The organism is Aquimarina spinulae, assembly GCF_943373825.1.
Classification (GTDB): Bacteria; Bacteroidota; Bacteroidia; order Flavobacteriales; family Flavobacteriaceae; genus Aquimarina; species Aquimarina spinulae.
The window spans coordinates 42,427-67,359 of sequence record NZ_CALSBP010000003.1; the positions used below are offsets into that span (position 1 = coordinate 42,427).

Below are 24,933 nucleotides of genomic sequence, written 5' to 3' on the forward strand. Positions count from 1 at the left end.
TAAATAATCGGGAAAAATAATAAAAAAACAATATGGCAAAGTTTAAATTAGACGAAGTTGACCACCAAATTCTAGACATGTTGATCGAGAATACTCGTACACCATTTACAGATATCGCAAAAAAATTGTTGATTTCTGCGGGTACAGTACATGTGCGAGTTAAAAAAATGGAAGAAGCAGGTATTATTGAAGGATCTTCTTTAACATTAGACTATAAGAAATTGGGATATTCATTTATAGCATATGTAGGAATTTATCTTCAGAATACTTCGCAAACCAAATTCGTCTTAGAAAGGATTAATGAAATACCATTTGTAACGGTTGCTCATATTACAACAGGAAAGTTTAATATTTTCTGTAAAGTAAGAGCTAAAGACACGAATCATGCTAAGGAGATTATTTTTAAACTAGATGATATTGATGGCGTATATCGTACCGAAACTATGATTTCATTAGAAGAGAGTATTAATGATAAGAAACGATTAATGCACTCTATTTTTCAGGATTTATAAAGGGAATAACTAAACAAATATAGAATAAGCCCTTTAAGAAAAACTTAAAGGGCTTATTAGTTAAAAACCTTTTGTAATTACATATGGCGAGATGTGTTAAATAAATTTTCTCTGCTGTATTATTAAAAAGAATACATATTAACCATAAACAAGTACCACCACACCAATGGCTAGAAAACCAAAAATTGAACGTTTTAATGAAAACGTTCTTGCTAAGTACCAGATATACAATAGTATATTTATAACATTACCTTTTGATACTATAAGTAACACAGGGGTGTTATTACCACTTTTTAAAGAAGTGTGCGAGAAAGGCTATGATCAGCACAAGAACCCTACAGAAATTGTAGAAGACTTTTTTTTATTATACCAGGATAATCCTGAGTCAAAAGAAAAGCATGATTTGTTATTTAGGTTTATTCAGTATATCGAACGTCAAGTTGTATTGTTTGATGCAATAGAAGATGCTGCCTTTCCTGTAGTAAATAATATGGATGGTCGAGGGACTTTAAGAAGTATCAAAGAAGAAGCCCAAGCAAAAGGTAAATTAGAAGAGTTAAAAGATTATCTAAGGAGATTTAAAATTCGTCCAACCTTAACAGCTCATCCTACACAATTTTACCCAGGAACAGTACTCGGGATTATTCATGATTTAGACGATGCAATTCGTAATAATGATTCTCCTAGAATAAAAAAACTACTAGCTCAACTAGGTAAAACTGCTTTTTTTAAGAAAGAAAAACCAACACCTTATGATGAAGCAGTAAGCTTGATCTGGTATTTAGAAAATGTATTTTATCATTCTGCAGGAACCATATATAATTATATCCAGCAAAATATATTTGAAGGAGAAGATCTCGAAAATGATTTAATTAATTTAGGATTCTGGCCCGGAGGAGATAGAGACGGAAACCCATTTGTAACGACAGAGATTACTTTAAAAGTAGCAAAACGATTACGAAAAACAATTTTGATTAATTATTATCGTGATATTCGAGTATTAAAACGAAGAATTACTTTTGGTAACCTTCAGGATAAAATAGCGGTCTTAGAAAATGCATTGTATGATAACTTTTATTATGCAAAAACCGCAGAACCATTATCTATAGAAACATTAATGAATGGATTGCTCGAGATTAGAGAAGAATTAATAAAAGAGCACCAATCTTTATTTCTAGAAGACCTGCAAGATCTAATTAATAAGGTGAAAATTTTTGGTTTTCATTTCGGCACACTTGATGTTCGACAAGATTCAAGAGTTCATCACAAAGTGCTTACAGAAGTTGTACAGAAGACGAATAAATTGGGGTTAGATATTTTTCCTAAACAATATGAATCTCTTTCTGAAAAAGAACAGGTTAGTGTGCTTTCTTCTATTAAAGGAAAATTAGATCCTTCTGTTTTTGATGATGATATAACAAGAGCAACAATAGAATCTATTTATGCAATAAAAACGATACAGCAAAATAATGGAGAACGAGCAGCTAATCGTTATATTATTAGTAATAATGGAAGCGAACTTAATATAGTAGAGACATTTGCATTAATAAGGCTTTGTGGTTGGGAATTTCCTACGCTAGATGTAATTCCTCTTTTTGAAACAGTGCCAGATTTACAGGTTTCAGACCAGGTAATGGAGTCTTTATATAATAATCCAGAATATATGGGGCATCTAAAACGCCGCGGAATGAAACAAACTATTATGCTTGGTTTTTCTGATGGAACCAAGGATGGAGGATACCTTATGGCGAATTGGGGAATCTTTAAAGCCAAAGAAGCATTAACCGAAGTTTCTAGAAAATACAATGTAAAAGTTATATTCTTTGATGGTAGAGGAGGACCACCTGCAAGAGGAGGAGGAAATACAAATCAATTTTATGCATCTCTTGGGCCAACAATCGAAGATGAGGAAATTCAATTAACTGTTCAGGGGCAGACGATTAGTTCTAATTTTGGGACACTGGATTCTTGTCAGTATAATTTAGAACAATTATTAGGAGCCGGAGTAGAAAATGAATTAACAAGTAACGAGGGTAATCTTTTCTCTGTAGAGAATAAGCAGACTATGCAAAAGCTTGCTGATATAAGTTATCAAACTTATGTTGATTTTAAAAATCACCCTAAATTTCTTCCGTACCTGGAGCATATGAGTACATTAAAGTACTACGGGAAAGCAAATATTGGTAGCCGACCTTCTAAAAGAAGTAAAAGCGCAACTTTAGATTTTGGTGATTTAAGAGCAATACCTTTTGTAGGAAGTTGGAGCCAGTTAAAACAAAATGTCCCTGGCTTTTATGGAGTAGGAACAGCTCTAAAAGTATTTGAAGAAAAAGGAGAATTTGATAAAGTAATGTCTCTGTATAAAGGTTCACCATTTTTTAGAACGTTGATCGGTAATAGTATGATGAGTCTTACGAAGTCCTTTTTTGAATTAACTTCTTATATGAAAGAAGATGAGGAGTATGGTGCATTTTGGGATATCATTCATGACGAATACTTGTTAACCAAACGATTGTTATTTAAGTTAACGGGATACTCAGAGTTAATGCAAAACGAACCTGCAGGAAAAGCATCTATCGATATTAGAGAAAATATCGTATTGCCCTTGCTCACGATACAGCAATATGCATTGAAGAAAATTCAGGATTTAAATAAAAATAAAGATGTAAACCCTGAAGATATTGCAATTTATGAGAAAATGGTCACTCGTTCTTTGTTTGGGAATATTAATGCGAGCCGTAATTCGGCATAATTTTTTAATAAAGTACTGTTAACGATATTATATTATGAAGCTGGAATGATTAAATTTCAGCTTCATTTTTTAACTCATATTATACTTCATGACAAAGTTTTATAATGTAATGTGAGTTTACATACTATTACAAATAAATTGGAATTTAATCTATATATAATACACTATGGTATCACAGTTAAAAGAAGGGGAATTTAATCCGTATTATGAAACATATATTGCTAAAGCAGAGTCGCCTGATATTGTAAAGGGATTAGAAAGCGGCCAAAAAGAATTTGTTGATTTTGTGCAATCCATTCCTGAGGAAAAACTTACTCATGCCTATGCAGGGGATAAGTGGACTGTTGCAGAAGTGTTACAACATGTAATTGATGGGGAACGTATTTTTGCATATCGTGCCTTGCGTTTTGCAAGGAATGATAAAACACCAATTATGGGGTTTGAACAAGATGATTATGTTCCGTATTCAAATGCGAATAATTATAGCAAAGAAGAATTGATTTCAGATTTTCAGTCTGCAAGAACTAACTCTATTTCATTATTCAAAAGCTTCACTGATGAAATGTTAACCAGAATAGGAGAGGCGAGTGGTAGCCCTATGAGTTCAAGAGCTGCAGGATATATATTAATAGGACATCAAAAACATCATTTTGAGGTTATAAAAGAAAGATATTTATAAGTATGACAAAAGAAGAAGTTGCCCAGAATTACCTCTCGTTTTTAGAAAAAAATGAAGTAGATAAAGTTGTTAGTTTATTTGCCGACGACGGAATCGTTGAATCCCCATTGTACGGAACAATGCCAGCTAGTAAGTTTTATAAAGCTTTGGCAGATGATACCACTACTTCAAAATTGAAGTTTGATGGTTTGTTTTTTGAAAAAAACTCCAATAGAATTTCACTGCTCTTTGATTTTGACTGGGAATTAAAAGACGGAAAAAGAGTGGTGTTTAAAGTAGTAGATATTATAGTCCTTAATTCAGAAAATGAGATTCAAAAACTTACTATTATTTATGATACCGTTCATAGTAGGTCAGCAATAGAAACGTTAAAAAAGTAGTGCAATAGGTTTATAATAAGTCGATTAAGGTTTTTGGGTCTAGCTCGTGTCCTCCTGGATGCGTTCTAAATTCAATCTGTGGTAATATTTGCTGCACTCGTACTTTCTCGGCTTCAACTTTTTCGATTTCAAAAAAAGGATCTTTTTCCCCCAGAATATGAGTGATTTTTGTTTGATCAGTTAGAAAAGAAAAATCTTCTCTGGATAATTCTTTAGGAAAACCGCCAGAAATCATAACCAGGGCATCACAATTAATTTTACGACTGGCAACCCACCGACTGGCAATACTTACTCCTTGAGAGTACCCTAAGATAATTAACTTTGCATGCTCAGGCAGCTCTTCAGATGTTAGTATTGCATCTACATATCGTAATACATTTTTGGTCTCTGCCAAGGTGTTTTCTTTGGTTAACCAACTAGAACCAACACTTCTGTAATTATTGCCTTTATAGTATTTAGAAGGAGCCTGCGGTGCAATAAAATAATTATCTTCTTTATCAAGGCTTTCAAACAACCGTATAAAATATCTACTTAAGTATCCGATCCCATGAAAAACTAACCAAATATTTTTAGTATCAGGGTGTAGATTATTAAGTGTAGAATAGGTGTTTGTAGTAGTGTAAGAAGTTTCTTTTTCGATAGCACTCATATGATATATGATAATAGATCTTTTGTATTTAATTAAGATGAAACCAATCATCAACAATCGGCCACAAGATATCCCGATTTTTTGTTCTAAAAAAATCAAAATGGCCAATATTTTTTAGATTAAAATCACTTGGTTTTAGATGTTTTCTGGTCACTTCAGCATTTTTGTATACGCGTTCACCCAAAATATCTACTGATTTTTTAGGAGCAAAAGAATCATCATCAATGCTTAATAAAAGCATAGGCTCTTTGATTTCTTTATAATATGTGCTAGTATCTTTTTGGGTAAAATACAACATCGAATCCGGATGCAATAAAAAAATAGCCCAATCTTTGGCTACTCTGGTGGTTAAGGGTTTTCCTAATCCAAACCAACCAGAAGGGTAGTACTCTAAAAGCGATGTGGTAAGCGGTACAAAAAACTTAAAATTAAGATAGATGAGTATTCTCATTTTTAAAGTGAAATGCTTGTAGAATCCAAATTGAGAAGCTACAGTAAAGTATTTGTCATAATATTGATACGCATCGCTAAAGCCGACACTATTGCCGCCATAACTATGGCCGATCATATACTGTTCGTTTTCGGGAAATTCTTCTTTGGCATGTTTAGAAACTGATTTAAAATCCTGTGCCCAGAAAACAAAACCATGTTCTTTTAAAGATTGAATGCTTTGAGAAAGAGAATCTCCTATTCCTCGGTAATCAAAAGTAAATACATTACATCCCTTGGTAGCGAGATATTCTGCAAGTGGGTAATAAATTTTTTGAGGAACTGCCACCGCAGGAGCAAAAACTATTGTTTTATGATTAGGAGATTTAGGAACAAACTCATGTACCGAAATGGGATAATCGTCAAAAGAACGAATAGTGTATGATTCCATGTTTTACTGATTTAATATTGCCGTTTCTGTTCTTTTCATAGCGTTGTTAATATATTTTGGATCATCGTAAATTTGCGTTAATAAAATACCACCCTCGATATCCTGAACCATTTGTTCTGCCAGTAGTAATGCTTTTTCTGTTGAGTGATTCACTTCAAGCAGTTGTTGCAGTCCTAAAATAAAATCCTTAAAAAATGATTGTATTTCTTTTTTATATATGGGGTCGAGGTGAATGGTTTCTAATGCTGTATTTGCCATAATGCACCCACCATCTGAGGCTTTGAATAATTTGTCCAGAAGTAGCTTCATTTTTAGTACTTTTTCATTAAGAGTTAAAGTGTTACTTTCAATAATCCTAAATAGATTGTAATTAAAATAACTGTGAACAGTTGCCAGAACTTCTCTAATTAGATCTTCCTTATTGCTGAAATAATAATAAAAATGAGACTTCTGTATACCACAGGCTTTAGAGAGCTCACTCATGCTACTGTTTTGAACTCCGCGAGAGCGCAGGATAGGGATTATCTTTTTTAGAACTTCTTCTTTGGACGTTTTTACTTTTGGCATTTTATTGAACGTTCGTTAAAATAATAATCAAATATAGTTAGAATTATTAAATAGCATTGTATATTTTTGGTTTAAATTATTAAGCTTATGAATTTGACACAGACAGAAGTGCTGGAACAATGTGCTAAGATGTGTAAAAATACTTTAATGGAAACTTTAGAGATTTCTTTCTGTGAAGTTGGCAAAGATTATTTGGTTGCTAAAATGCCGGTGACTCCCAAGGTGCATCAGCCAGATGGTGTTTTACATGGGGGAGCTATGGTGGCATTAGCAGAGAGTGTGGGCAGTGCTGCATCATTTATTTTTCTTAATGCTAAAGATTTTTATATAAGAGGAATAGAGATTTCTGCAAATCATGTAAAGAGTGTTAAGCAGGGGTATGTGTTTGCGAAAGCAGAAATTTTACATCAAGGCCGTACTACTCAGTTATGGGATATAAAGATAAAGGATGAAGAAGGTAACCTGGTTTCGATAGTTAAGTTGACCACTATTGCGCTTCCTAAAACCAAATAGTATGGATATAGGAGATGTTTATGCGAAAATTGAAGAACAATTAGATCAAAATCTGCCTTTTGTGGTGTATAGAAAAGCTGATTCTATGACACTACATGCTGTTTTTCAGGAAAATAACCAGATGTATGAAGTAGAGGATTATGCTGTTTCGGGATTTGTTTTTGCTCCTTTTGATAGTGCTCATAAAGCTGTTATTATTCCTTCAGAAAAAAGTGACTATTGCACTGCTACCATTTTATCACAAACCATAAGTAACGAAAAAAGAACTTTAGGAAAAATAGATAACGTTCTTTTGGTAGAACCTGAAGCCCAAAAAAAACACATAGAGCTTGTAAAAAAGGGCATTGAAGCAATACAATCTGATCGTTTTAAAAAAGTAGTATTATCTCGAAAAGAGGAGGTTTCGATACCAGATTCTTTTAATAGTCTACATATATTTAAAAACCTAATTCATTTTTATCCAAAAGCTTTTGTGTACCTATGGTACCATCCAAAAATTGGTACATGGATGGGAGCGACTCCAGAAACCTTGATTCGAGTAAAAAGTAATAATTTTTTTACTATGGCTCTGGCGGGTACCCAGCCATATATAAATACTATAGATGTCGATTGGGGGACTAAAGAATTAGTAGAACAGAAAATGGTTACTTCTTTTGTTACGAGCAAATTATCTTCAATTATTAATGATATACAACACTCTAAAACTTATACACATAAAGCTGGTACACTTTTGCATCTGCGTACCGATATTAGTGGGGTTTTGGATAATGAAAATTCAAGAATTGAAAAAATAATCGAAGTATTACATCCCACTCCAGCGGTTTGTGGACTTCCTAAAGATGAGGCTAAATCTTTTATTCTTACTACAGAAGGATATAATCGTAAGTATTATACTGGTTTTCTGGGAGAACTCAATATGAATAAAGATGGTGTTGTTAAATCAAATTTATTTGTAAACCTTCGTTGTATGGAGTTGAGTAATGGTAAAGCAATTCTTTATGTAGGAGGAGGAATAACAAAAGACTCTGATCCAGAGAAAGAATGGGAGGAAACTGTGAAGAAAACAGAGACAATGAAAAGAGTTTTGTTGTAACCAGGGTTAAATTACTTAAAATTCTGGTGTAAATTAGTACGATATTGTAATTTAGCGATTCGAATGAAGAAACGCTTATATTCAAAAATTCCTTTAGCACAATCTATTGTTACCTTATGCGAAGCAAAAGGAATTACTCATATTGTTATTTCGCCAGGATCTCGTAATGCACCACTAATAATTGGTTTTAGTGAACACCCCGATATGCAATGCTATAGTATCGTAGATGAACGATGTGCTGCATTTTTTGCATTAGGTATTGCGCAACAAATCCAAAAACCGGTTGCTTTGGTCTGTTCTTCGGGTAGCGCATTGTTAAACTATTATCCTGCAATTTCAGAAGCATTTTATAGTGATATACCATTAGTGGTTTTAAGTGCAGATCGTCCTATTGAAAGAATTGATATTGGAGACGGACAAACGATTCGTCAAAAAAATGTATTTGAGAACCATATTTTGTACTCGGCTAATTTATATTCTGAGGTTGTTGTAGAAACAAAAATTGATGATCCCAAAATACGTCAAAAACACCATGAAGCTCAAAAACATAATGAAAGAGAAATCAATCTGGCGCTAAATAAAGCAATAGAACGAAAAGGACCAGTACATATTAATGTACCTTTTTATGAGCCTTTATATGATAAACTAGAGCATCCTACTATTGTTTCCAGAAATATCCCGGTAGAAAAACCACATCATCAGTTTTCTGAAGATTTACAATCAGAAATGCGTGAAGAATGGAACCAGGCAAAACGTAAAATGGTATTGATAGGTGTTAATTCACCAGGCACAGTTGAGCAAAAATGGATAGAATATTTTGCCGATGATCCTTCGGTCTTGGTACTAACAGAAACAACATCTAATATTCATCATGAGTCCCATATTAATTGTATTGATCAATTGATTTCTACTTTGAATGAGAACGAATTTAAGGCACTGCAGCCAGATATTCTTTTAACTATTGGAGGTATGGTTGTTTCTAAGCGAATCAAAGCATTTTTGCGACAATATCAACCAAAATCGCACTGGCATATTGATTCGAAAAAAGCATATGACACCTATTTTTGCCTTACAGAGCACATAAAATTGCAACCCAATGTGTTCTTCTCGCGTTTTTTTTACAAAATGAAGAGCATCGATAGTACTTATAAACCTTTTTGGGTTTCTATTAGAGATGATCGTAGATTAAAACATGCAGCATATCTTGATAAAATCCCTTTTACCGATCTTAAAGCGTTTGAAGTTATTTTTGATAGTATTACAGATGGGCAAATGATACAGTTAAGTAATAGTTCTACTGTTCGTTATGCGCAACTATTTACACTAAATCCAACTTTTCAGGTGTTCTGTAATAGAGGAACAAGTGGTATCGATGGAAGTACATCTACTGCTATTGGGGCAGCTCTGACTTCGGGAGTGCCTACAACTTTGATAACTGGAGATCTGAGTTTCTTTTATGATAGTAATGGGTTATGGAATGAATATATTCCTTCGAATTTCAAAATTATTGTTATTAATAATGAAGGAGGAGGGATATTCAGAATTTTACCAGGAAAAGAGGAAAGTGTTAATTTTGAAACATATTTTGAAACGACACATCATCTTACGGCAATACATTTATGTAAAATGTTTGGTTTTGAATATCATACTGCGCATACTCTTGAAGAATTAGTTCATGAATCTAAAAAAGTATATGAAAATGATCATATGCCTCAACTACTTGAAGTTTTTACGCCTCGAAAAGAAAATGATAGTACTTTAGTCGATTATTTTAAGCATTTTGTCTAATTTCCTTGTTTTAATATGCTTTGTAGGTGGATTATTAATGAATAATTCATCTATATTTGATCTGGAAAAAAAATGAACTAAAAACCTGAAAACACATTTATCCTATGAGTAAAAGAGATGAATTAATCACAAAATACGCCGCAGATATCAAAGATAAAATTGGTCAGACTCCAGATATGGACCTTTTAACCAAGGTTACTATTGGATGTGGTCCTTCAATTTACAATGCAGATGCTGCTACAGTATCTGGTTCGGATCAAAGTGAATTAGATACCGTAAAGAAAAACTTTTTAATCAATAAACTTGGTCTTTCTGATGGATCAAAGCTAGATGAAGGTATTGCTTCTGTAATTGAAGCTTATGGTAAATCAAACCGTAATAAGTATAGAGCGGTTGTTTATTACCTTTTGACAAAACATTTCGGAAAAGAATCTGTTTATAAATAGTATACGATTTTCTACAACAAAAAAAGGTGTTCATTGCAATGAACACCTTTTTTTGTAGAATTTAGATAAACAGGAGGATTAAAGAATTATCTTTGCGCAAAAAAATAGACATGCTTAAGCTTGGGGAATACAATATGTTAGAGATTGTTAGAGAGAGAGATCAAGGGATTTACCTTTGTGACGAAGAAGGGGACGAGGTTTTATTACCTAATAAGTATGTACCAGAACAATTTCAAATAAGAGATGTTTTAAAGGTATTTGTGTATTTGGATAGCTCAGAACGTATTGTTGCTACTACCTTAGAACCTTTTGCAACTGTAAAATCTTTTGCCTATTTAAAATGTACAAACGTATCAGAAATTGGTGCTTTTCTGGATTGGGGATTAGAAAAAGATCTTTTTGTTCCGTTTAGAGAACAATCTTCAAAAATGAGAGTAGGTAGCTGGTACCTTGTTTATGTATACCTTGATGAAGAAACCAATCGACTTGTTGCATCAAGTAAGACCAACGCTTTTTTAGATAATTCTTTAGTTTTACTGTCTTCATATGATGAAGTTGATCTTATCGCTTCTCATCCTTCACCACAAGGTTGGAATATGATTGTAAATCAAAAACATCTGGGGTTAGTATATAGTGATGAAATTTTTCAAAAGATTACACCAGGAGATCAGCTTAAAGGGTTTGTGAAAAAAGTTCGCCCTGATGGCAAGATAGACCTTACATTACAACGACATGGATTTAGAGGAATAGAACCAAATGCAGAGCAGGTTTTAAAAGAGTTAAAATCTAGTGGCGGTTTTATTGATCTAAATGATAAATCGGATCCAGAAGATATTAAAGAAGTTTTTCAATTAAGTAAGAAAAGTTTTAAAAAAGCTATCGGATCACTGTATAAAGAAAGAAAAATTATTATCGAGAAAGAAGGAATACGTCTGGTAGAGTAGATCAAAAATACAATCCATAGTTATAGTTAAAGGAGAAGTTATTTTTTACTTATTTTATTTGGATTAAATCTAAATAAAAAGTATTTTAGCGGCCGTTAATTATGGAATTAATTTTTTCTTCAACATATTACTCCTCTTATCAATCATCAACAGAGCGATGTTATTATATTGATTTTGGCCATAAAATGGTTAAAATTTCTTTCTGTCAATTGCTTAGCCTAAGATATAAGGCAAAACAAATGTCTACATTTGACTATATAGATGATTTACTTAATCATAATGACACTGTATTATTATCGTTATGTGATAAAGAACATTTAATTTTATTAGACACATTAATGGTGTTGGATTTTGTAGATCTTATGAAAGGAACATTTGCAATGATAGAATTAAATGCTATGTTGGTATCATGATATTTTGATATTAGATTTAGACTTACTATAAATTAAGTATCGATTAAGTTTTACATCTGGATTTTCTATACTTTTATTAAAAATATTGGAAAATGGAAAATCTAACACGACAAGAAATAAGCATTAATCTAGAGGTAATGGATATGCTTAATAAGCAAATAGAGAAAGAACAAAAGGCTTCGTCACTGTATTTAGCAATGGCTTCATGGTGTGATCAGAAAACGCTTGTAAATAGTGCTTCCTTTTTTTATAAACAAGCGCAAGAGGAAAGAGAGCATATGATGAAAATTTTTAAATTCATTAATGATACAGGTGGGTCTGCTTATTCTCCTAATGTCTCTAATATTACTCATGAATTTTCTTCGCTTCGAGAAATTTTTGAAATGACGCTTAATCATGAGATATCTATCACGCAATCTATATACAAAATTGTTGCAAAATGCAGGCAGGTAAATGATTTTGGCTCAGAGAACTTTTTGATGTGGTTTGTAGAAGAACAGCTAGAGGAAGAAGAAACTATCAAAGATATTTTAGATATGTTTGATTTATCTGGAGATATGCCACTTCAATTCATCGACGAAAGAATTCCTGTTGGTAAATAACCGTATCAAAAAGATTTTAAACCAAAATAAATAAGAGTTTTAGATTTTTTTAGCAGGATAAATTAGTATGCCAAACCTGTGATAGGGCAGAAAGCACCACTGTACAAACTAGCATCTTTATATGCCGTGTTTTTTATACCTCCTTTATTGTTAGGGTTGTAACCGTTACCGTATACCCTAAAACCAGATGTTTTAGGCTGTGGGATTGCAACATTATATTTTGATGAAATATTTTTATATTTTGGAGTATCAATATACATCGTATAACTTTTTTTAAAAGCTTGCTGTCTTAAATCTACGGTCAAATCTACTTCCTGTAATTGATATTTTTGAGTTTCAACCTCTTTTTTATGCATTACCAGTGGAGCGCTTAGTTGTTCCCATTCTATGGCTATGGTTTGTATGGCATCTTCTTGTCCATATGATAAAAAGCTGATGCTTCCGATAAGTAGTACTAAAAAAACTTTCATAATGGTAAATATATTATCAATTCAGAATAAAACCATCAAAAACTATACTAAAATCTATTTTTTATTTGAAATAAAATTAAAAATTAGGGGATTTACCCTGTAATTGATGCAGTGAGATATAGTATATTGTAGTATTTTTGAGGATACAAAAAAACATATTAATGAGTTCAATAGATTGGAAAACTGTAAAGGAATACAAAGATATTACCTATAAAAAATCGGGAGGTGTTGCAAGAATAGCATTTAACAGACCAAATGTACGTAATGCTTTTAGGCCAAATACAACAAGTGAACTTTATGATGCTTTTTATGATGTACAAGAAGATACATCTATAGGTGTGGTTTTGCTTTCTGCAGAAGGACCTTCGACAAAAGACGGAGTATATAGTTTTTGTAGTGGAGGAGATCAAAAATCTAGAGGTCACCAGGGATATGTGGGAGATGATGGTAGACACAGGTTAAATATCTTAGAAGTACAAAGGCTTATTAGATTTATGCCAAAAGTTGTTATTGCAGTTGTACCAGGATGGGCTGTAGGAGGAGGGCATAGCCTTCATGTAGTTTGTGATCTTACTCTGGCAAGTAAAGAACATGCTATTTTTAAACAAACCGATGCAGATGTTACAAGTTTTGACGGAGGATATGGTTCTGCTTATTTAGCAAAGATGGTTGGGCAAAAAAAAGCACGTGAAATTTTCTTTTTAGGAAGAAATTACTCGGCGCAGGATGCTTATGAAATGGGAATGGTAAATGCAGTGATTCCTCATGACGACCTTGAAAATACGGCATATGAATGGGCGCAAGAAATACTTGAGAAATCACCAACATCTATCAAAATGTTAAAATTTGCAATGAATCTTACAGATGATGGTATGGTAGGGCAACAGGTATTTGCTGGAGAAGCAACACGACTAGCATATATGACAGATGAAGCCAAAGAAGGAAGAGATGCGTTTCTTGAAAAAAGAAAACCAGATTTTAAAAACATTAAATGGATGCCTTAGTTTTTGTAATTATTAATCTTTCCTAAAATAAGAATTTTACCTTAGCATACAATGGATAAGAAGGAAGAAGAGCTTATATCGATGCATTATCAGATGGAAAAAACTGATATCAAACAGCAACGGCTGGAGGATCGACTTATCTCTATTTCTGAAGATTTAAAGAGAAGTAAAAGAAGACGTAATTTTTATTTTATATTTATTCTTATTTTGATGTTGTTGCTAACCGCAGGGAGTCTCTACGTGATCCTCGGGAAAAAGGAAAATACTACCAACATTGATTCTTTAGAAGGAGAAGTGGATGTTCAGCAACTTATATTTGAAAATGATTCTTTACAAAAGGAAGTGAATAAACTTAAAACTGATATTTCTAAGTATCAAAATGAAGAACTATCAAATAAGGCAAATTCGACAACTTCTCTTTCGGATGGTATTGGAGATGCAAAGAAAGAAGAAGAGGGTGCTAAAGATGGTAAGTCTAAACTAAAGTTTGAAAGGAAATATTGTTACATAAACAAGGTGTATAAAAGCAATGATGTTGTTTTTATAGAAGCAGATATTATAGAGTATTATCAGGGTAGAAAAGCAGTTAAAAAAGCTAAAGAATTAGGGAAAGCTGAATATGATTTGGATAAAAATGGAGATACATTGTATTTTTTATATAATAATTATTATATTCATAACCAGAGTTCTAAGTCTAAAATATTAGAGCTTGACGATAAGGCGAGGGTGAAGATTGAAAATATTAATCAAATTTCTTCCGGTTTTCCATTAAAGGCTTTCCAGAAAGTAATAACAGACAGACCTGTTTTAATTTTGGAAATTAGTAATGGAATAGTATATAAAATAACCGAACAGAAACTCCCTTAAGCATTGTTTAAAAAATATCTTTAGAATAACTAACTAAACTTTTGAAGCTACCCCCCACAATGAAAGTTATGAAAGATGAGGATCTTCTATCTCTACATTACCAGATAGAAAAAGCCGAAATTAAACAGAAAAAGCTCGAAGACCTTCTGGATGAAGAGTCGGATAGGCTAAAAAAAAGTAAGAAATCTAATAGACTATTTGGGTCATTCTCACTAGTTCTATTTCTATTAACTATTTTTCTTGTAGCCAATGCTTTTTATTTTAGCAAACCACCATCAAAAAATGGCAAAGCAGGGATTAGTGAGCTTTCTGTAGTAAAACGAGAGCTGGCTTCTGCTAAGGAAGAATTAAAAGCATTAAAAAAAGAAAAAATTAACCTTAAAGAAATCAAAAACCTATACCTGTATAGAAGTTTGATTAAGAAAGATACTGTGTATTCAGTACAGTTAAAAGCATTTAATGCAAAAAACACCCCTGCTATTTCTGAGAAATTTACAAATACACTTATTTATAGTGATACTTCATTCTATAAAATGAGTTTAGGTATTTTTGAAACCTTGGCCGAAGCTCAGGATTTTAGAAAAACACTAATAGCATCAGGGTTTGATAAGAGAATATTTGTAATATCCTATAAAGATGGAAAACGATTAAAAATTGAAGACTTTCAGTAGCTAATTATCTTAATTTAGGGAAATTAACCGGATCTGTTTCATTTATAATGGCATACACATTTTCGAAAATATCTTCTATAGAAGGTTTGCTAAAATAGTCTCCATCAGTTCCAAAAGCAGGTCTATGCGGTTGTGCACTTAAAGTCTGTGGTTTGCTGTCAAGATATTGATACACGTTTTGTTCATCAATCAATTTGTGTAAAATATATCCGGTAGCACCACCTGGTACGTCTTCATCAATAATCAATAATCGGTTGGTCTTGGCAACACTTTTAACAATATCATGATTTAAATCAAAAGGAAGTAAAGACTGTACATCGATTATTTCGGCATTAATTCCTACCGATAGTAATTCTTTTGCAGCTTGTTCAACCAATCGCAATGTAGAGCCATAGGATACCAAGGTGATATCTGTTCCTTCTTTAACTGTTTCAACAATACCAATTGGTGTTCTGATTTCGGATAAATTAGTAGGCATCTTTTCTTTTAGACGATATCCATTAAGACATTCTACAACTATGGCAGGTTCGTCACTATCCATTAATGTGTTATAAAAACCAGCGGCTTTAGTCATATTTCGAGGTACAAGAATATGAATACCTCTTAGTAAATGAATAAGGCCACCCATTTGAGAACCAGAATGCCATATTCCTTCTAGTCTATGTCCTCGGGTTCTTATAATTAGAGGGGCCTTTTGTTTTGCAAAAGTTCTATATCGTAGTGTAGCAAGGTCATCACTTAATCCTTGTATACAATATAAAATATAATCTAAATATTGGATTTCTGCAATGGGTCTAAGCCCTCGCATAGCCATCCCAATTCCTTGTCCTATTATTGTAGCTTCTCTAATACCGGTATCAGACACTCTGGTTTCTCCAAACTTTTCCTGAAGCCCTTCAAGTCCTTGATTTACATCACCAATTTTACCGCTATCTTCTCCAAAAATAAGAGCTTCGGGAATTCTGCTAAACAGCTTTTCGAAGTTATCTCTTAAAATAACTCTACCATCAACTTGTGGTGTATTGGTATCGTATTGAGCTTTTACTTCCTCTACATGAATAGCACTAGAGTCATTTTCATTATATAAATGGCTACTATATTTTGGTTGAATACGAGAAATGTAATTATTTATCCATTCCTGAAGTTTAGATTTTTCTACAAAATTTTCTTTTGTAATGTATTGTAATGTTTTTCTTGTAGCTTCAAGAATATCTCTGCGTATCGGTTCTTCTTTTGAAGTTAAAACATTAACCAGAGGAGAAATGAAGTTTTTATTAGCACTTTTATTTTCGACAGATTTAAGAATTTCTAATGCTTCTTTTTGTTCTGATTTAATTTCAGACAAATAAGCATTCCAGGCTTCTGTTTTTCCTTTTCTTACTTCTTTTTTTGCAGCTTTTTCAAAATCCAGAAGCTCTTCTACTGTTGCAATATTATGTTCAATAATCCACTCTTTAAACTTTTTGTTGCAATCATATTCGCGTTCCCAATTTAATCGCTCTTCACTTTTGTATCTTTCGTGAGATCCAGAAGTAGAGTGTCCTTGTGGTTGTGTTAATTCTTTAACATGAATAATAACAGGAATATGTTTTTCACGTGCTAATTTTTCGGCTTTTTCATAAGCATCCATTAGTGCAGGGTAGTCCCAACCATTAACTTTTAAGATTTCATAACCTTCGTGATTTTCATCACGTCTAAAGCCTTCTAGAATTAGAGAAATATCTTCTTTGGTTGTTTGATGCTTTGCATGAACAGAGATACCATATTCATCATCCCAAACACTAACCACCATTGGTACCTGTAGTACACCTCCTGCATTAATAGTTTCCCAAAACAAACCTTCACTGGTACTTGCATTACCAATAGTTCCCCATGCTACTTCGTTTCCTTTACTAGAGAAATTAGAATGATTAGTAATGCTTTTTTCGTTACGATATACCTTTGATGCCTGAGCAAGACCTAGTAATCTTGGCATTTGGCCAGCGGTAGGAGAAATATCTGCACTCGAGTTCTTTTGTTGCATCAGGTTTTTCCATGTGCCATCTTCATTAAGACTGTGAGTAGAAAAATGACCTCCCATTTGTCTTCCTGCAGCAAAAGGTTCTTTATTGATATCTGTATGGGCGTATAATCCGGCAAAGAATTGTTCTACCGTATATTGATCAATAGCCATCATAAATGTTTGATCTCTGTAGTATCCCGATCTAAAGTCACCATCACGAAAAACTCTGGCCATAGCAAGTTGTGGTAACTCTTTTCCTCCTCCAAAAATTCCAAACTTAGATTTACCTGTCAATACTTCTCGTCTTCCCAGTAAACTACATTCTCTACTAATCAATGCTATTTTGTAGTCTCTAAGTATTTGATCTCTATATTCTTCGAATGAAATATTAGATGAAGTAATGGTTTCAGGCTGCATGTGAACGGTGTTTTTAATGTTTTGCAAATTTAGCTAAAATCCTAGCCATTTGCAAGGTCGAAACTCTTAATTTTTTTGAATATAATTCATTAAAACTGTATTTTTATTGATGAATTATAGTTTTTGGACATTATTTTAAGGATTGGTTAACAAATGTTCAAAATTTTCACATTTATTTTTCAGTATAACTTTTTGTAAGAAGATTAATACCATTCTCTGGTAAAAAGACCTATTAATGTTTCTGGGCTTAATGTTATGATAAATCGAATTTGCTCTTCGTAATTTGGCTGTGATATTTCCCATCCCTTATTAGACACTACAGGAAAAAAGACCTCGAAGTAATCTGCTACTAAACTAAGTCTAACTCCTGCATCATAGACAAACTTAGGGGAGATGTTTTTATTCTTTACCAGTCCTACATCTCCATATACATAAATCCATTTCCATAAATTGGTATTTGCATTAAGGGTAGTGATCCATTGATTGGCAAAAGGGTATTCGAGTTGTGATTTAAACCCTCCTTCTGCCAAAATAATCTGCTGGCTTACCAAACCAGTATCTTCACTACGTCCAAGGTAATTATAATCGAATAAATAATCTGTAGGTCTGTCTAGTGCAAAACTAAAGAAATCACCATCTTTTTCTGTATCATTAAAAAGAAAAGACCCAGCAAATAGACGTAAATTTAATTGTCGATTATTAAGAAACAGTTTCCTGTAATTTACAGTAGCTGATAGCTTACTAAAATTTTTTGATATTTGATAATCAACAGTATATCCTAGAAAATCGATAAGGTTAAAATCAGAATATCGATATCTTACATTAAAAACATTATAATCAGGAGTAACAACAGGGTTTTCTTTATCTCGATCTCTAAAAACATTAATATTTCTAAGGAGAAGCCTCTGTTTTTTATTGGATCTAAGATCTTCGGGCCTAAAATGAAAACTTATAGATGATGAAAATCGTTTAAATAATAAATCGGGAGCATAACTAAACATACTACCATTTACCCCATATTGTACTTTATATAATCCATAATCAGACAGTTGTTGTCTATAGGAGATAGATGCTGATCCCAATAATTTATTGGATTTGAAACCATAAGCAGGGGATAGGTTGTACTGAAAATTTCTTTTTATGAAAGTCTTGTTATAAAATTTTGAAGCTAACAAAAAACCATCGTATACATTAAACTCTACTTCGGGAATAAAAAATACTTGAGTATACCTTGGGTCTTCTATATCCTGTAAAAACCTAAACTGTATAGGTTTGTTAAATATCCATTTTAGATTTCTGTAATTATTACGTCTATTTACTTCTGGGATGTTCTGATCATAATCCAATACCAGTTTACTAATATCTTCATTGGCAATTTTTACTTTTTTAGTACCGGTAATACCTGTAACCCAGGTTTTAGAAACCATATCTTTTTTTCTAAATCCAGATAAAGAAACTGGCATTGTGTTATTGCCATTATTCTTAATTGTAACTTCTATCGAATCTTTTTCTTTTTTTACAGACTTTATTTTAAAATCAAGTTTTTCATTGGTTTGCACATAATCTTCAAAAAACCATTCTATATCAAGAGGAGCTATATTGATAAGTGCTTTTTTATACTTTTCAGAATTTGTATATTTTAATACATTTTGAGTGTAAAAATCTTTAATACTCTGATCGACAATGTTATCATCACCCAGGTAATCTTCCAAATATTTAAAACCTACACCTGCCTTATATGCATTTGCAATATTTTTATTAAATTTTACTAATTCATCTTGTGGCTGTAATAAAGGCTGATCTAAAAACAATCGAGCCATATTTTTATAAGCTAAGAAATATTGATCATTAAAGTCCAGATCGGCAACATGAAACCACCGTATACCAATTACTTTACTTAGTTTACCGATAATTTTCATTTCGGGATAATACTGTTCTGTATATGCCATCATTAAGTAGATGTGTATCGCATCTTTTATCCAGGCATCGTATCTGGGGTTTATAATAATAGTTCTTTCAAGATAATTTTCGGTAATTGTCTTAAGTTGTTTGATTTCAAACTGAAAACCGTCGGGAAAAGGTCTTAATATATCGGGTAATTGATTTAGTCCATATACAGGGTTACTTTTGTAATCATTTTCAGAAATTACAATCTTGTCAAAAGGATATGGGCCTAATTTCTTTTGTAAAAATTCAATAATTCTATCGGTTGCTACCGATTTCATTTCTGGCATTAAATCATTGTCATCTATATTGCTTATAAACTGAACACCATCAGAAGGGAAACTATAGAAAGAAGATGTTTTTTCTAAGTACAAGTTTGCTTCATTTCTTTTGTTGCCTTCGAGTTGTATAGTTTTGGTTGTTTCATCCTTTGATAGAATGCTATTTTTTTGTTTTAGATCACTAACTATTTCATAAGCAGAAGGCAAAGTGAAATGAATTTGATAATCTGCAATAGGAGCATATAGGTCATCTAGGTTTTTATGGCTATAGATATTCCACTTTGTATCATATACGGCTGGAAGGATATACCAATATTTTAAGCTAAAATTTCCGTTAGGGTGATATCCGTACCTGGTAAATTTGCTGCTTGCAATTTTAATTTGATATTTTAAAAGAAAGGTTTGATTTTCTCCTGGGTAAATAGGTTTAGAAGATTTTACCCATAATATATCCTGGATTCCATCGTGCCGTCCCCACTGTAGAGGTTGTGATTCTTTATCACTGACATTTTGGATTATAGTTCCTCCTCGTTCTTCGTCTTTGGCAAAGTAAAAACGTTTTATGAAATCTTCTGCAAACCTTTTACCAAGGGGAGTGGTCTTATCAGAGAAGCTATTGGCCCAATCATGAAAGAATATTTGTGTAAGCGTATCTTTTGATAAATTGGTATAAGTAACTTCCTGTTCTATAGTTATTATCTTTTTTTTGGAGTCTAGATTAGCATTTATAATAATATTATGCTGTGCAGACCCTAAGGTAAGCGCAAAAAAGAAAATTATAAAACTATATATTTTTAAAATATTCAACTTTTATATGTAATTAAAAGGTGTTTTTTAAGATATAAATCAAAAAGGAATATTGTTACCTGTTTGGTCTTGTCTATTAAAACTTTATTAACTATAGGCAGTGCCTTACTATGATACTCTTCAAAATCGATTTTATATTAATAATTGATTTGATAACAAAATGAATTAGAAATTCGGACTTAAATTATACTGAGTATAAAATTTATCTAAAATATCTAATACTTCACCAGGGGTGTCTACAATATGTATTAGGTCTAAATCCTCGGGACTTATATTTCCGAATTTTTGGAGTAATGTGCTTTTTACCCAATCGATTAGTCCGCCCCAAAACTCTGTACTTACCAGTATAATTGGGAATTTTGCTATTTTTTTGGTTTGTATTAATGTTATTGCTTCGAATAATTCATCCAAAGTTCCGAACCCTCCTGGCATAACTACAAATCCCTGAGAATATTTTACGAACATCACTTTACGTACAAAAAAATAGTCAAAATCCAAGCTTTTATCACTGTCGATATATGGATTGTCATGTTGTTCAAAAGGTAAATCTATATTAAGCCCTACAGAGGTTCCTCCTCCCAGATGTGCTCCTTTATTTCCTGCTTCCATTATACCGGGACCACCGCCAGTAATAACTCCGTAACCCTGATCCACAATTTCTTTGGCAACATCTACAGCTAATTGGTAGTACTTATCATCTGTTTTTGTACGAGCAGATCCAAAAATAGATACACAGGGCCCTATTTTACTCATTTTTTCAAACCCATTAACAAATTCTCCCATAATCTTGAAGATTGCCCATGAATCATTTGTCTTTATTTCATTCCAGCCTTTATGGTGTTGCTCTTTTCTCATAATTTATTTTTTAAATATTGTTGCTTACAGCTCATTCTTTAAAAACTGAGCGGTATAGCTTTTTTTATCTTTTATAATTTCTTCTGGTGTTCCTGTAGCTACAATTTTCCCTCCATTTTTCCCTCCTTCATATCCGATATCAACAATATAGTCAGCCATTTTGATTACATCCAGATTATGTTCAATAATTAAAACTGTATTTCCTTTATTTACCAATTCATTTAGTACGTCCATCAAAACACGAATATCTTCAAAATGAAGACCCGTTGTAGGTTCGTCAAGAATATAAAAAGTGTTACCGGTATCTCTTTTTGATAGTTCTGTTGCTAGTTTGATACGTTGTGCTTCACCACCAGATAGTGTAGTTGATTGTTGCCCAAGAGTAATATATCCTAAACCAACATTTTGAATAGTTTTCAATTTTCTTGAAATCTTGGGGATATGTTCAAAGAATACACAGGATTCATTGATTGTCATTTCTAAGACATCAGAAATGGATTTTCCTTTATATCGAATCTCTAAAGTTTCTCTATTAAATCGTTTTCCCTGGCAGGTTTCGCATTCTACATATACATCGGGTAAGAAATTCATTTCTATTACCCTTAATCCACCACCTTTGCAGGTTTCACATCTTCCTCCTTGAACATTAAAGCTAAAACGTCCCGGTTTGTATCCACGAATCATGGCTTCGGGAGTTTTGGCAAATAAGCTTCTTATTTCAGAAAAAACACCTGTATATGTTGCAGGGTTTGACCTAGGTGTACGACCTATAGGTGATTGATTAATATCAATTACTTTATCCGAGTGTTCGAGACCTTTGATGCTTTTATATGGCATTGGTTTTTTTACACCATTAAAATAATATGCATTTAAAATAGGGTAGAGTGTCTCGTTGATGAGTGTAGATTTTCCGCTACCCGAAACCCCGGTAACAGCAATCATTTTGCCTAAAGGAATATCAATAGATACGTTTTTTAGGTTATTTCCTGTAGCTCCCTTTAGTGAAATGGTTTTTCCGTTTCCTTTCCTACGTTTGGCAGGAGTTTCAATTTGTCTTTTTCCACTTAAATAATCTGCTGTAAGTGTATCGTGTTGTTGTAATTCTTCTGGAGTACCTTCGCTAATAATTTCTCCACCGTGTTTCCCGGCCAAAGGGCCAATATCGATAACATGATCAGCGCGTTCTATCATATCCTTATCGTGTTCTACAACGATAACAGAATTACCGATATCCCGTAACTGGATTAGTGAATTGATTAGTTTCTGATTATCTCTCTGATGTAAACCGATACTGGGTTCGTCGAGAATGTATAAAACTCCAACCAGTTGCGAACCGATTTGAGTAGCTAATCGTATACGTTGTGCCTCGCCACCAGAAAGTGATTTGCTACTTCGGTTTAAAGATAAATAGGTAAGCCCTACATCTACCAAAAATTGAAGTCTGGCATTAATTTCCTTTAATATTTCTCCGGAAATCTTATTTTGTTTTTCGCTTAAATGCTCGGGAAGAGATTTAAACCATTCAGAAAGCTCACTAATGTCCATTGCAGATAATTCGGCAATATTCTTTGTATTTACTTTGAAATATAAAGATTCTTTACGTAGTCTTGATCCTTTGCATGATGGACATTGAATATTATCCATAAAATCTTTGGCCCATCTTCTTAATGAGGTCGAATCATTATTTTTATATGTATTATCGATAAACGAAGCTACGCCTTCAAAATCAATTTTATAGTCTCTGGTAACTCCAAGAGATTTGCTATTTACAGTAAACTTTTCTTTTCCGCCATGAAGGATAATTTGCATGGCTTCTTCTGGGATTTTTTTTATAGGATCACTTAATTTAAAATCATAGCGTTGTGCGATTAATTCTAATTGTTTAAAAATCCAATTGTTTTTTTGAGGTCCCTGTGGAGCTAAGCCTCCATTTTTTATCGATATAGCATCATCAGGGATGATCTTTTTTAGATTTACTTCATATAGATTTCCTATACCATTACATTTAGGGCAGGCTCCTTTTGGAGAGTTAAATGAAAAGTTATTAGGTTCTGGGTTGGGATAAGAAATACCACTAGATGGGCACATTAAATTTCGACTAAAGAAGCGAGCTTCCTGAGATTCTTGCTCAATCACCATCAATACATCATTACCGTGGTACATTGCAGTATTGATCGTCTCCATTAGACGTTTTGAATTATCCTGGTCTTTGGTGACCTTTAATCGATCAATAACGATTTCGATATCATGAGTTTTATAACGATCGAGCTTCATACCTTTGGTGATATCTTTAATCTCTCCATTAGTACGCACTTTTACAAAACCTTGTTTTGCAATTTGCTCAAATAGCTCTCGATAATGCCCTTTTCTAGAACGAACAATAGGAGCCAGAATGCTTATCTTTTTTTCGGTAAAATCTTTTAAAATTAGATTCTTGATCTGCTCATCACTATAGCTTACCATTTTTTCTCCGGTATTAAAGCTATAAGCATCACTTCCTCTTGAGAATAATAATCTGAGAAAGTCATAAATTTCGGTGATGGTTCCAACCGTACTACGTGGACTTTTACTGGTTGTTTTTTGCTCGATTGCAATAACAGGAGAGAGTCCATCAATCTTATCGACATCTGGTCGCTCTAATCCTCCTAAAAATTGTCTTGCATAGGCAGAAAAAGTCTCTATATAACGTCGTTGCCCTTCTGCGTAAATGGTGTCAAAGGCCAAAGAAGATTTACCAGATCCCGATAAACCTGTAATCACTACTAATTTTTCACGAGGTATGGTAACGTCGATATTTTTCAAGTTGTGAACACGTGCTCCTAAAACCTCAATATTTTCTTCTGATGTAACCATAAATTTTAAACCAAGATTGCAAATGTAGTTATTTGACAGCGTTTTGTGAAATTGGAAAAGTTTCAGTCATGTTAAATCAACATTTTTGTTATAGATATACGTTTTTTATTTTGTAAAAATGCTTTTAATTAACTGAAAAACAGTATTTTAAGTAGGTGTAAAACATAAAATCAACGTATTAATTTTCTTTCAATATAAAATTCATGTAAGAATTTTGTTTTAACAAGTAAGAAGTTTTATGAAATTTTGAATACCAGCATTCTAAAAAAAAAATATTACGGATTATTAGACATTTATTTGAATTTAAGATCAATTTTTAGAAATAAAAATATCTAACAAAATGTTCTTTTTCAATGATTTTTTTGATCAAACTGGTTTTTTTAATGATGTTTTTTTAGTTTTTTAACTAAAACATTGAATGATTTGTATTTTTTAGAACTACCCGTGAACTTTTTTAAATCGGTATGTAGAATTAGTAACTTAATTATTCACAAACTCTTTGAAGTTTTTACTATTGATCGTATAAATAGCCCAATGTAGTCAA

Annotated in this window: 22 protein-coding genes; 14 read left to right on the forward strand and 8 right to left on the reverse strand. The window is 32.7% G+C overall.

Annotation, left to right across the window (positions count from 1 at the left end):
- Positions 1-32 precede the first annotated feature (32 nt).
- The 4 genes from NNH57_RS22905 (at position 33) to NNH57_RS26590 (ending at position 4,323) form a co-directional block, all read left to right on the forward strand.
- On the forward strand, positions 33-512 hold the full coding sequence (locus NNH57_RS22905; protein WP_025663656.1) for an Lrp/AsnC family transcriptional regulator: 480 nt from the start codon (positions 33-35) through the stop codon (positions 510-512).
- 166 nt (positions 513-678) lie between these two features.
- Positions 679-3,264: a phosphoenolpyruvate carboxylase gene (locus NNH57_RS22910; RefSeq protein WP_108808877.1), complete on the forward strand. Its 2,586-nt coding sequence runs from the start codon at positions 679-681 to the stop codon at positions 3,262-3,264.
- Between the two features lie 166 nt (positions 3,265-3,430).
- Positions 3,431-3,943, forward strand: coding sequence for a DinB family protein (locus tag NNH57_RS22915; protein ID WP_108808878.1), 513 nt, complete (start codon positions 3,431-3,433; stop codon positions 3,941-3,943).
- 2 nt (positions 3,944-3,945) lie between these two features.
- Positions 3,946-4,323 (forward strand): nuclear transport factor 2 family protein, encoded by a 378-nt coding sequence (locus tag NNH57_RS26590; protein ID WP_234423430.1) that lies wholly within the window; start codon positions 3,946-3,948, stop codon positions 4,321-4,323.
- Between the two features lie 10 nt (positions 4,324-4,333).
- On the opposite strand, the gene NNH57_RS22925 is transcribed toward NNH57_RS26590, so the two are convergent.
- Genes NNH57_RS22925 through NNH57_RS22935 form a run of 3 tightly spaced genes read right to left on the reverse strand, consistent with a single transcriptional unit; the run spans position 4,334 to position 6,419 of the window.
- Entirely contained in the window at positions 4,334-4,972 is a 639-nt protein-coding gene (locus NNH57_RS22925; protein WP_234423431.1) for an alpha/beta hydrolase, read from the reverse strand.
- A 28-nt stretch (positions 4,973-5,000) separates the two neighbouring features.
- Positions 5,001-5,852 (reverse strand): alpha/beta hydrolase family protein, encoded by an 852-nt coding sequence (locus NNH57_RS22930; protein WP_108808879.1) that lies wholly within the window; start codon positions 5,850-5,852, stop codon positions 5,001-5,003.
- Positions 5,853-5,855: 3 nt separating this feature from the next.
- The gene (locus tag NNH57_RS22935; protein WP_074406420.1) at positions 5,856-6,419 is read right to left on the reverse strand and encodes a TetR/AcrR family transcriptional regulator; all 564 of its coding nucleotides are present in this window, start codon (positions 6,417-6,419) and stop codon (positions 5,856-5,858) included.
- An 87-nt stretch (positions 6,420-6,506) separates the two neighbouring features.
- On the opposite strand from NNH57_RS22935, the gene NNH57_RS22940 reads away from it, so the two are divergent.
- The 7 genes from NNH57_RS22940 to NNH57_RS22970 all read left to right on the forward strand — a co-directional run bounded on the left by NNH57_RS22940 (position 6,507) and on the right by NNH57_RS22970 (position 12,218).
- Entirely contained in the window at positions 6,507-6,932 is a 426-nt protein-coding gene (locus NNH57_RS22940; protein WP_074406419.1) for a PaaI family thioesterase, read from the forward strand.
- Position 6,933: 1 nt separating this feature from the next.
- Positions 6,934-8,025, forward strand: a complete 1,092-nt coding sequence (locus NNH57_RS22945; protein ID WP_108808880.1) for a chorismate-binding protein — start codon at positions 6,934-6,936, stop codon at positions 8,023-8,025.
- 63 nt (positions 8,026-8,088) lie between these two features.
- The gene (menD, locus tag NNH57_RS22950; RefSeq protein WP_074406417.1) at positions 8,089-9,813 is read left to right on the forward strand and encodes a 2-succinyl-5-enolpyruvyl-6-hydroxy-3-cyclohexene-1-carboxylic-acid synthase; all 1,725 of its coding nucleotides are present in this window, start codon (positions 8,089-8,091) and stop codon (positions 9,811-9,813) included.
- Positions 9,814-9,917: 104 nt separating this feature from the next.
- Positions 9,918-10,259 carry a DUF2853 family protein gene (locus tag NNH57_RS22955; RefSeq protein WP_074406416.1) on the forward strand — a complete coding sequence of 114 codons (342 nt, stop codon included), beginning with the start codon at positions 9,918-9,920 and terminating at the stop codon, positions 10,257-10,259.
- A gap of 110 nt (positions 10,260-10,369) precedes the next feature.
- Complete coding sequence (locus NNH57_RS22960) at positions 10,370-11,203, forward strand: CvfB family protein (protein ID WP_074406415.1); 834 nt, start codon at positions 10,370-10,372, stop codon at positions 11,201-11,203.
- Positions 11,204-11,304: 101 nt separating this feature from the next.
- Positions 11,305-11,616 carry a hypothetical protein gene (locus NNH57_RS22965; RefSeq protein WP_025663668.1) on the forward strand — a complete coding sequence of 104 codons (312 nt, stop codon included), beginning with the start codon at positions 11,305-11,307 and terminating at the stop codon, positions 11,614-11,616.
- Between the two features lie 92 nt (positions 11,617-11,708).
- Positions 11,709-12,218, forward strand: a complete 510-nt coding sequence (locus tag NNH57_RS22970; RefSeq protein WP_108808881.1) for a ferritin — start codon at positions 11,709-11,711, stop codon at positions 12,216-12,218.
- 62 nt (positions 12,219-12,280) lie between these two features.
- Here NNH57_RS22970 and NNH57_RS22975 read toward each other — a convergent pair whose 3' ends face one another.
- A complete protein-coding gene (locus NNH57_RS22975) occupies positions 12,281-12,688 on the reverse strand; it encodes a hypothetical protein (RefSeq protein ID WP_074406414.1) in 408 nt (135 codons plus the stop codon).
- 161 nt (positions 12,689-12,849) lie between these two features.
- Between NNH57_RS22975 and NNH57_RS22980 the strand changes: the two genes are divergently transcribed.
- From NNH57_RS22980 to NNH57_RS22990, 3 genes are all read left to right on the forward strand, one after another.
- The gene (locus NNH57_RS22980) at positions 12,850-13,692 is read left to right on the forward strand and encodes a 1,4-dihydroxy-2-naphthoyl-CoA synthase (RefSeq protein WP_074406413.1); all 843 of its coding nucleotides are present in this window, start codon (positions 12,850-12,852) and stop codon (positions 13,690-13,692) included.
- A 51-nt stretch (positions 13,693-13,743) separates the two neighbouring features.
- Complete coding sequence (locus NNH57_RS22985; protein ID WP_108808882.1) at positions 13,744-14,559, forward strand: hypothetical protein; 816 nt, start codon at positions 13,744-13,746, stop codon at positions 14,557-14,559.
- Positions 14,560-14,627: 68 nt separating this feature from the next.
- On the forward strand, positions 14,628-15,230 hold the full coding sequence (locus NNH57_RS22990; protein WP_074406411.1) for a hypothetical protein: 603 nt from the start codon (positions 14,628-14,630) through the stop codon (positions 15,228-15,230).
- A 4-nt stretch (positions 15,231-15,234) separates the two neighbouring features.
- Here the strand turns inward: NNH57_RS22990 and NNH57_RS22995 are convergent, their stop codons facing one another.
- The 4 genes from NNH57_RS22995 to uvrA form a co-directional block, all read right to left on the reverse strand.
- Positions 15,235-17,649: an alpha-ketoacid dehydrogenase subunit alpha/beta gene (locus tag NNH57_RS22995; RefSeq protein WP_074406410.1), complete on the reverse strand. Its 2,415-nt coding sequence runs from the start codon at positions 17,647-17,649 to the stop codon at positions 15,235-15,237.
- A gap of 203 nt (positions 17,650-17,852) precedes the next feature.
- Positions 17,853-20,681, reverse strand: a complete 2,829-nt coding sequence (locus tag NNH57_RS23000; RefSeq protein WP_234423432.1) for a gluzincin family metallopeptidase — start codon at positions 20,679-20,681, stop codon at positions 17,853-17,855.
- A 165-nt stretch (positions 20,682-20,846) separates the two neighbouring features.
- Positions 20,847-21,536, reverse strand: a complete 690-nt coding sequence (locus NNH57_RS23005; RefSeq protein WP_074406408.1) for an LOG family protein — start codon at positions 21,534-21,536, stop codon at positions 20,847-20,849.
- A 24-nt stretch (positions 21,537-21,560) separates the two neighbouring features.
- Positions 21,561-24,389 (reverse strand): excinuclease ABC subunit UvrA, encoded by a 2,829-nt coding sequence (gene uvrA, locus NNH57_RS23010; RefSeq protein ID WP_074406407.1) that lies wholly within the window; start codon positions 24,387-24,389, stop codon positions 21,561-21,563.
- Positions 24,390-24,933 lie beyond the last annotated feature (544 nt).

Excerpts from the sequence above, each read along its gene's own strand:
- NNH57_RS22905 (WP_025663656.1), top strand. The coding sequence starts at position 33 with ATGGCAAAGTTTAAATTAGACGAAGTTGACCACCAAATTCTAGACATG.
- NNH57_RS22910 (WP_108808877.1), top strand. The coding sequence starts at position 679 with ATGGCTAGAAAACCAAAAATTGAACGTTTTAATGAAAACGTTCTTGCT.
- NNH57_RS22915 (WP_108808878.1), top strand. The coding sequence starts at position 3,431 with ATGGTATCACAGTTAAAAGAAGGGGAATTTAATCCGTATTATGAAACA.
- NNH57_RS26590 (WP_234423430.1), top strand. The coding sequence starts at position 3,946 with ATGACAAAAGAAGAAGTTGCCCAGAATTACCTCTCGTTTTTAGAAAAA.
- NNH57_RS22925 (WP_234423431.1), bottom strand. The coding sequence starts at position 4,972 with ATGAGTGCTATCGAAAAAGAAACTTCTTACACTACTACAAACACCTAT.
- NNH57_RS22930 (WP_108808879.1), bottom strand. The coding sequence starts at position 5,852 with ATGGAATCATACACTATTCGTTCTTTTGACGATTATCCCATTTCGGTA.
- NNH57_RS22935 (WP_074406420.1), bottom strand. The coding sequence starts at position 6,419 with ATGCCAAAAGTAAAAACGTCCAAAGAAGAAGTTCTAAAAAAGATAATC.
- NNH57_RS22940 (WP_074406419.1), top strand. The coding sequence starts at position 6,507 with ATGAATTTGACACAGACAGAAGTGCTGGAACAATGTGCTAAGATGTGT.
- NNH57_RS22945 (WP_108808880.1), top strand. The coding sequence starts at position 6,934 with ATGGATATAGGAGATGTTTATGCGAAAATTGAAGAACAATTAGATCAA.
- menD (WP_074406417.1), top strand. The coding sequence starts at position 8,089 with ATGAAGAAACGCTTATATTCAAAAATTCCTTTAGCACAATCTATTGTT.
- NNH57_RS22955 (WP_074406416.1), top strand. The coding sequence starts at position 9,918 with ATGAGTAAAAGAGATGAATTAATCACAAAATACGCCGCAGATATCAAA.
- NNH57_RS22960 (WP_074406415.1), top strand. The coding sequence starts at position 10,370 with ATGCTTAAGCTTGGGGAATACAATATGTTAGAGATTGTTAGAGAGAGA.
- NNH57_RS22965 (WP_025663668.1), top strand. The coding sequence starts at position 11,305 with ATGGAATTAATTTTTTCTTCAACATATTACTCCTCTTATCAATCATCA.
- NNH57_RS22970 (WP_108808881.1), top strand. The coding sequence starts at position 11,709 with ATGGAAAATCTAACACGACAAGAAATAAGCATTAATCTAGAGGTAATG.
- NNH57_RS22975 (WP_074406414.1), bottom strand. The coding sequence starts at position 12,688 with ATGAAAGTTTTTTTAGTACTACTTATCGGAAGCATCAGCTTTTTATCA.
- NNH57_RS22980 (WP_074406413.1), top strand. The coding sequence starts at position 12,850 with ATGAGTTCAATAGATTGGAAAACTGTAAAGGAATACAAAGATATTACC.
- NNH57_RS22985 (WP_108808882.1), top strand. The coding sequence starts at position 13,744 with ATGGATAAGAAGGAAGAAGAGCTTATATCGATGCATTATCAGATGGAA.
- NNH57_RS22990 (WP_074406411.1), top strand. The coding sequence starts at position 14,628 with ATGAAAGATGAGGATCTTCTATCTCTACATTACCAGATAGAAAAAGCC.
- NNH57_RS22995 (WP_074406410.1), bottom strand. The coding sequence starts at position 17,649 with ATGCAGCCTGAAACCATTACTTCATCTAATATTTCATTCGAAGAATAT.
- NNH57_RS23005 (WP_074406408.1), bottom strand. The coding sequence starts at position 21,536 with ATGAGAAAAGAGCAACACCATAAAGGCTGGAATGAAATAAAGACAAAT.
- uvrA (WP_074406407.1), bottom strand. The coding sequence starts at position 24,389 with ATGGTTACATCAGAAGAAAATATTGAGGTTTTAGGAGCACGTGTTCAC.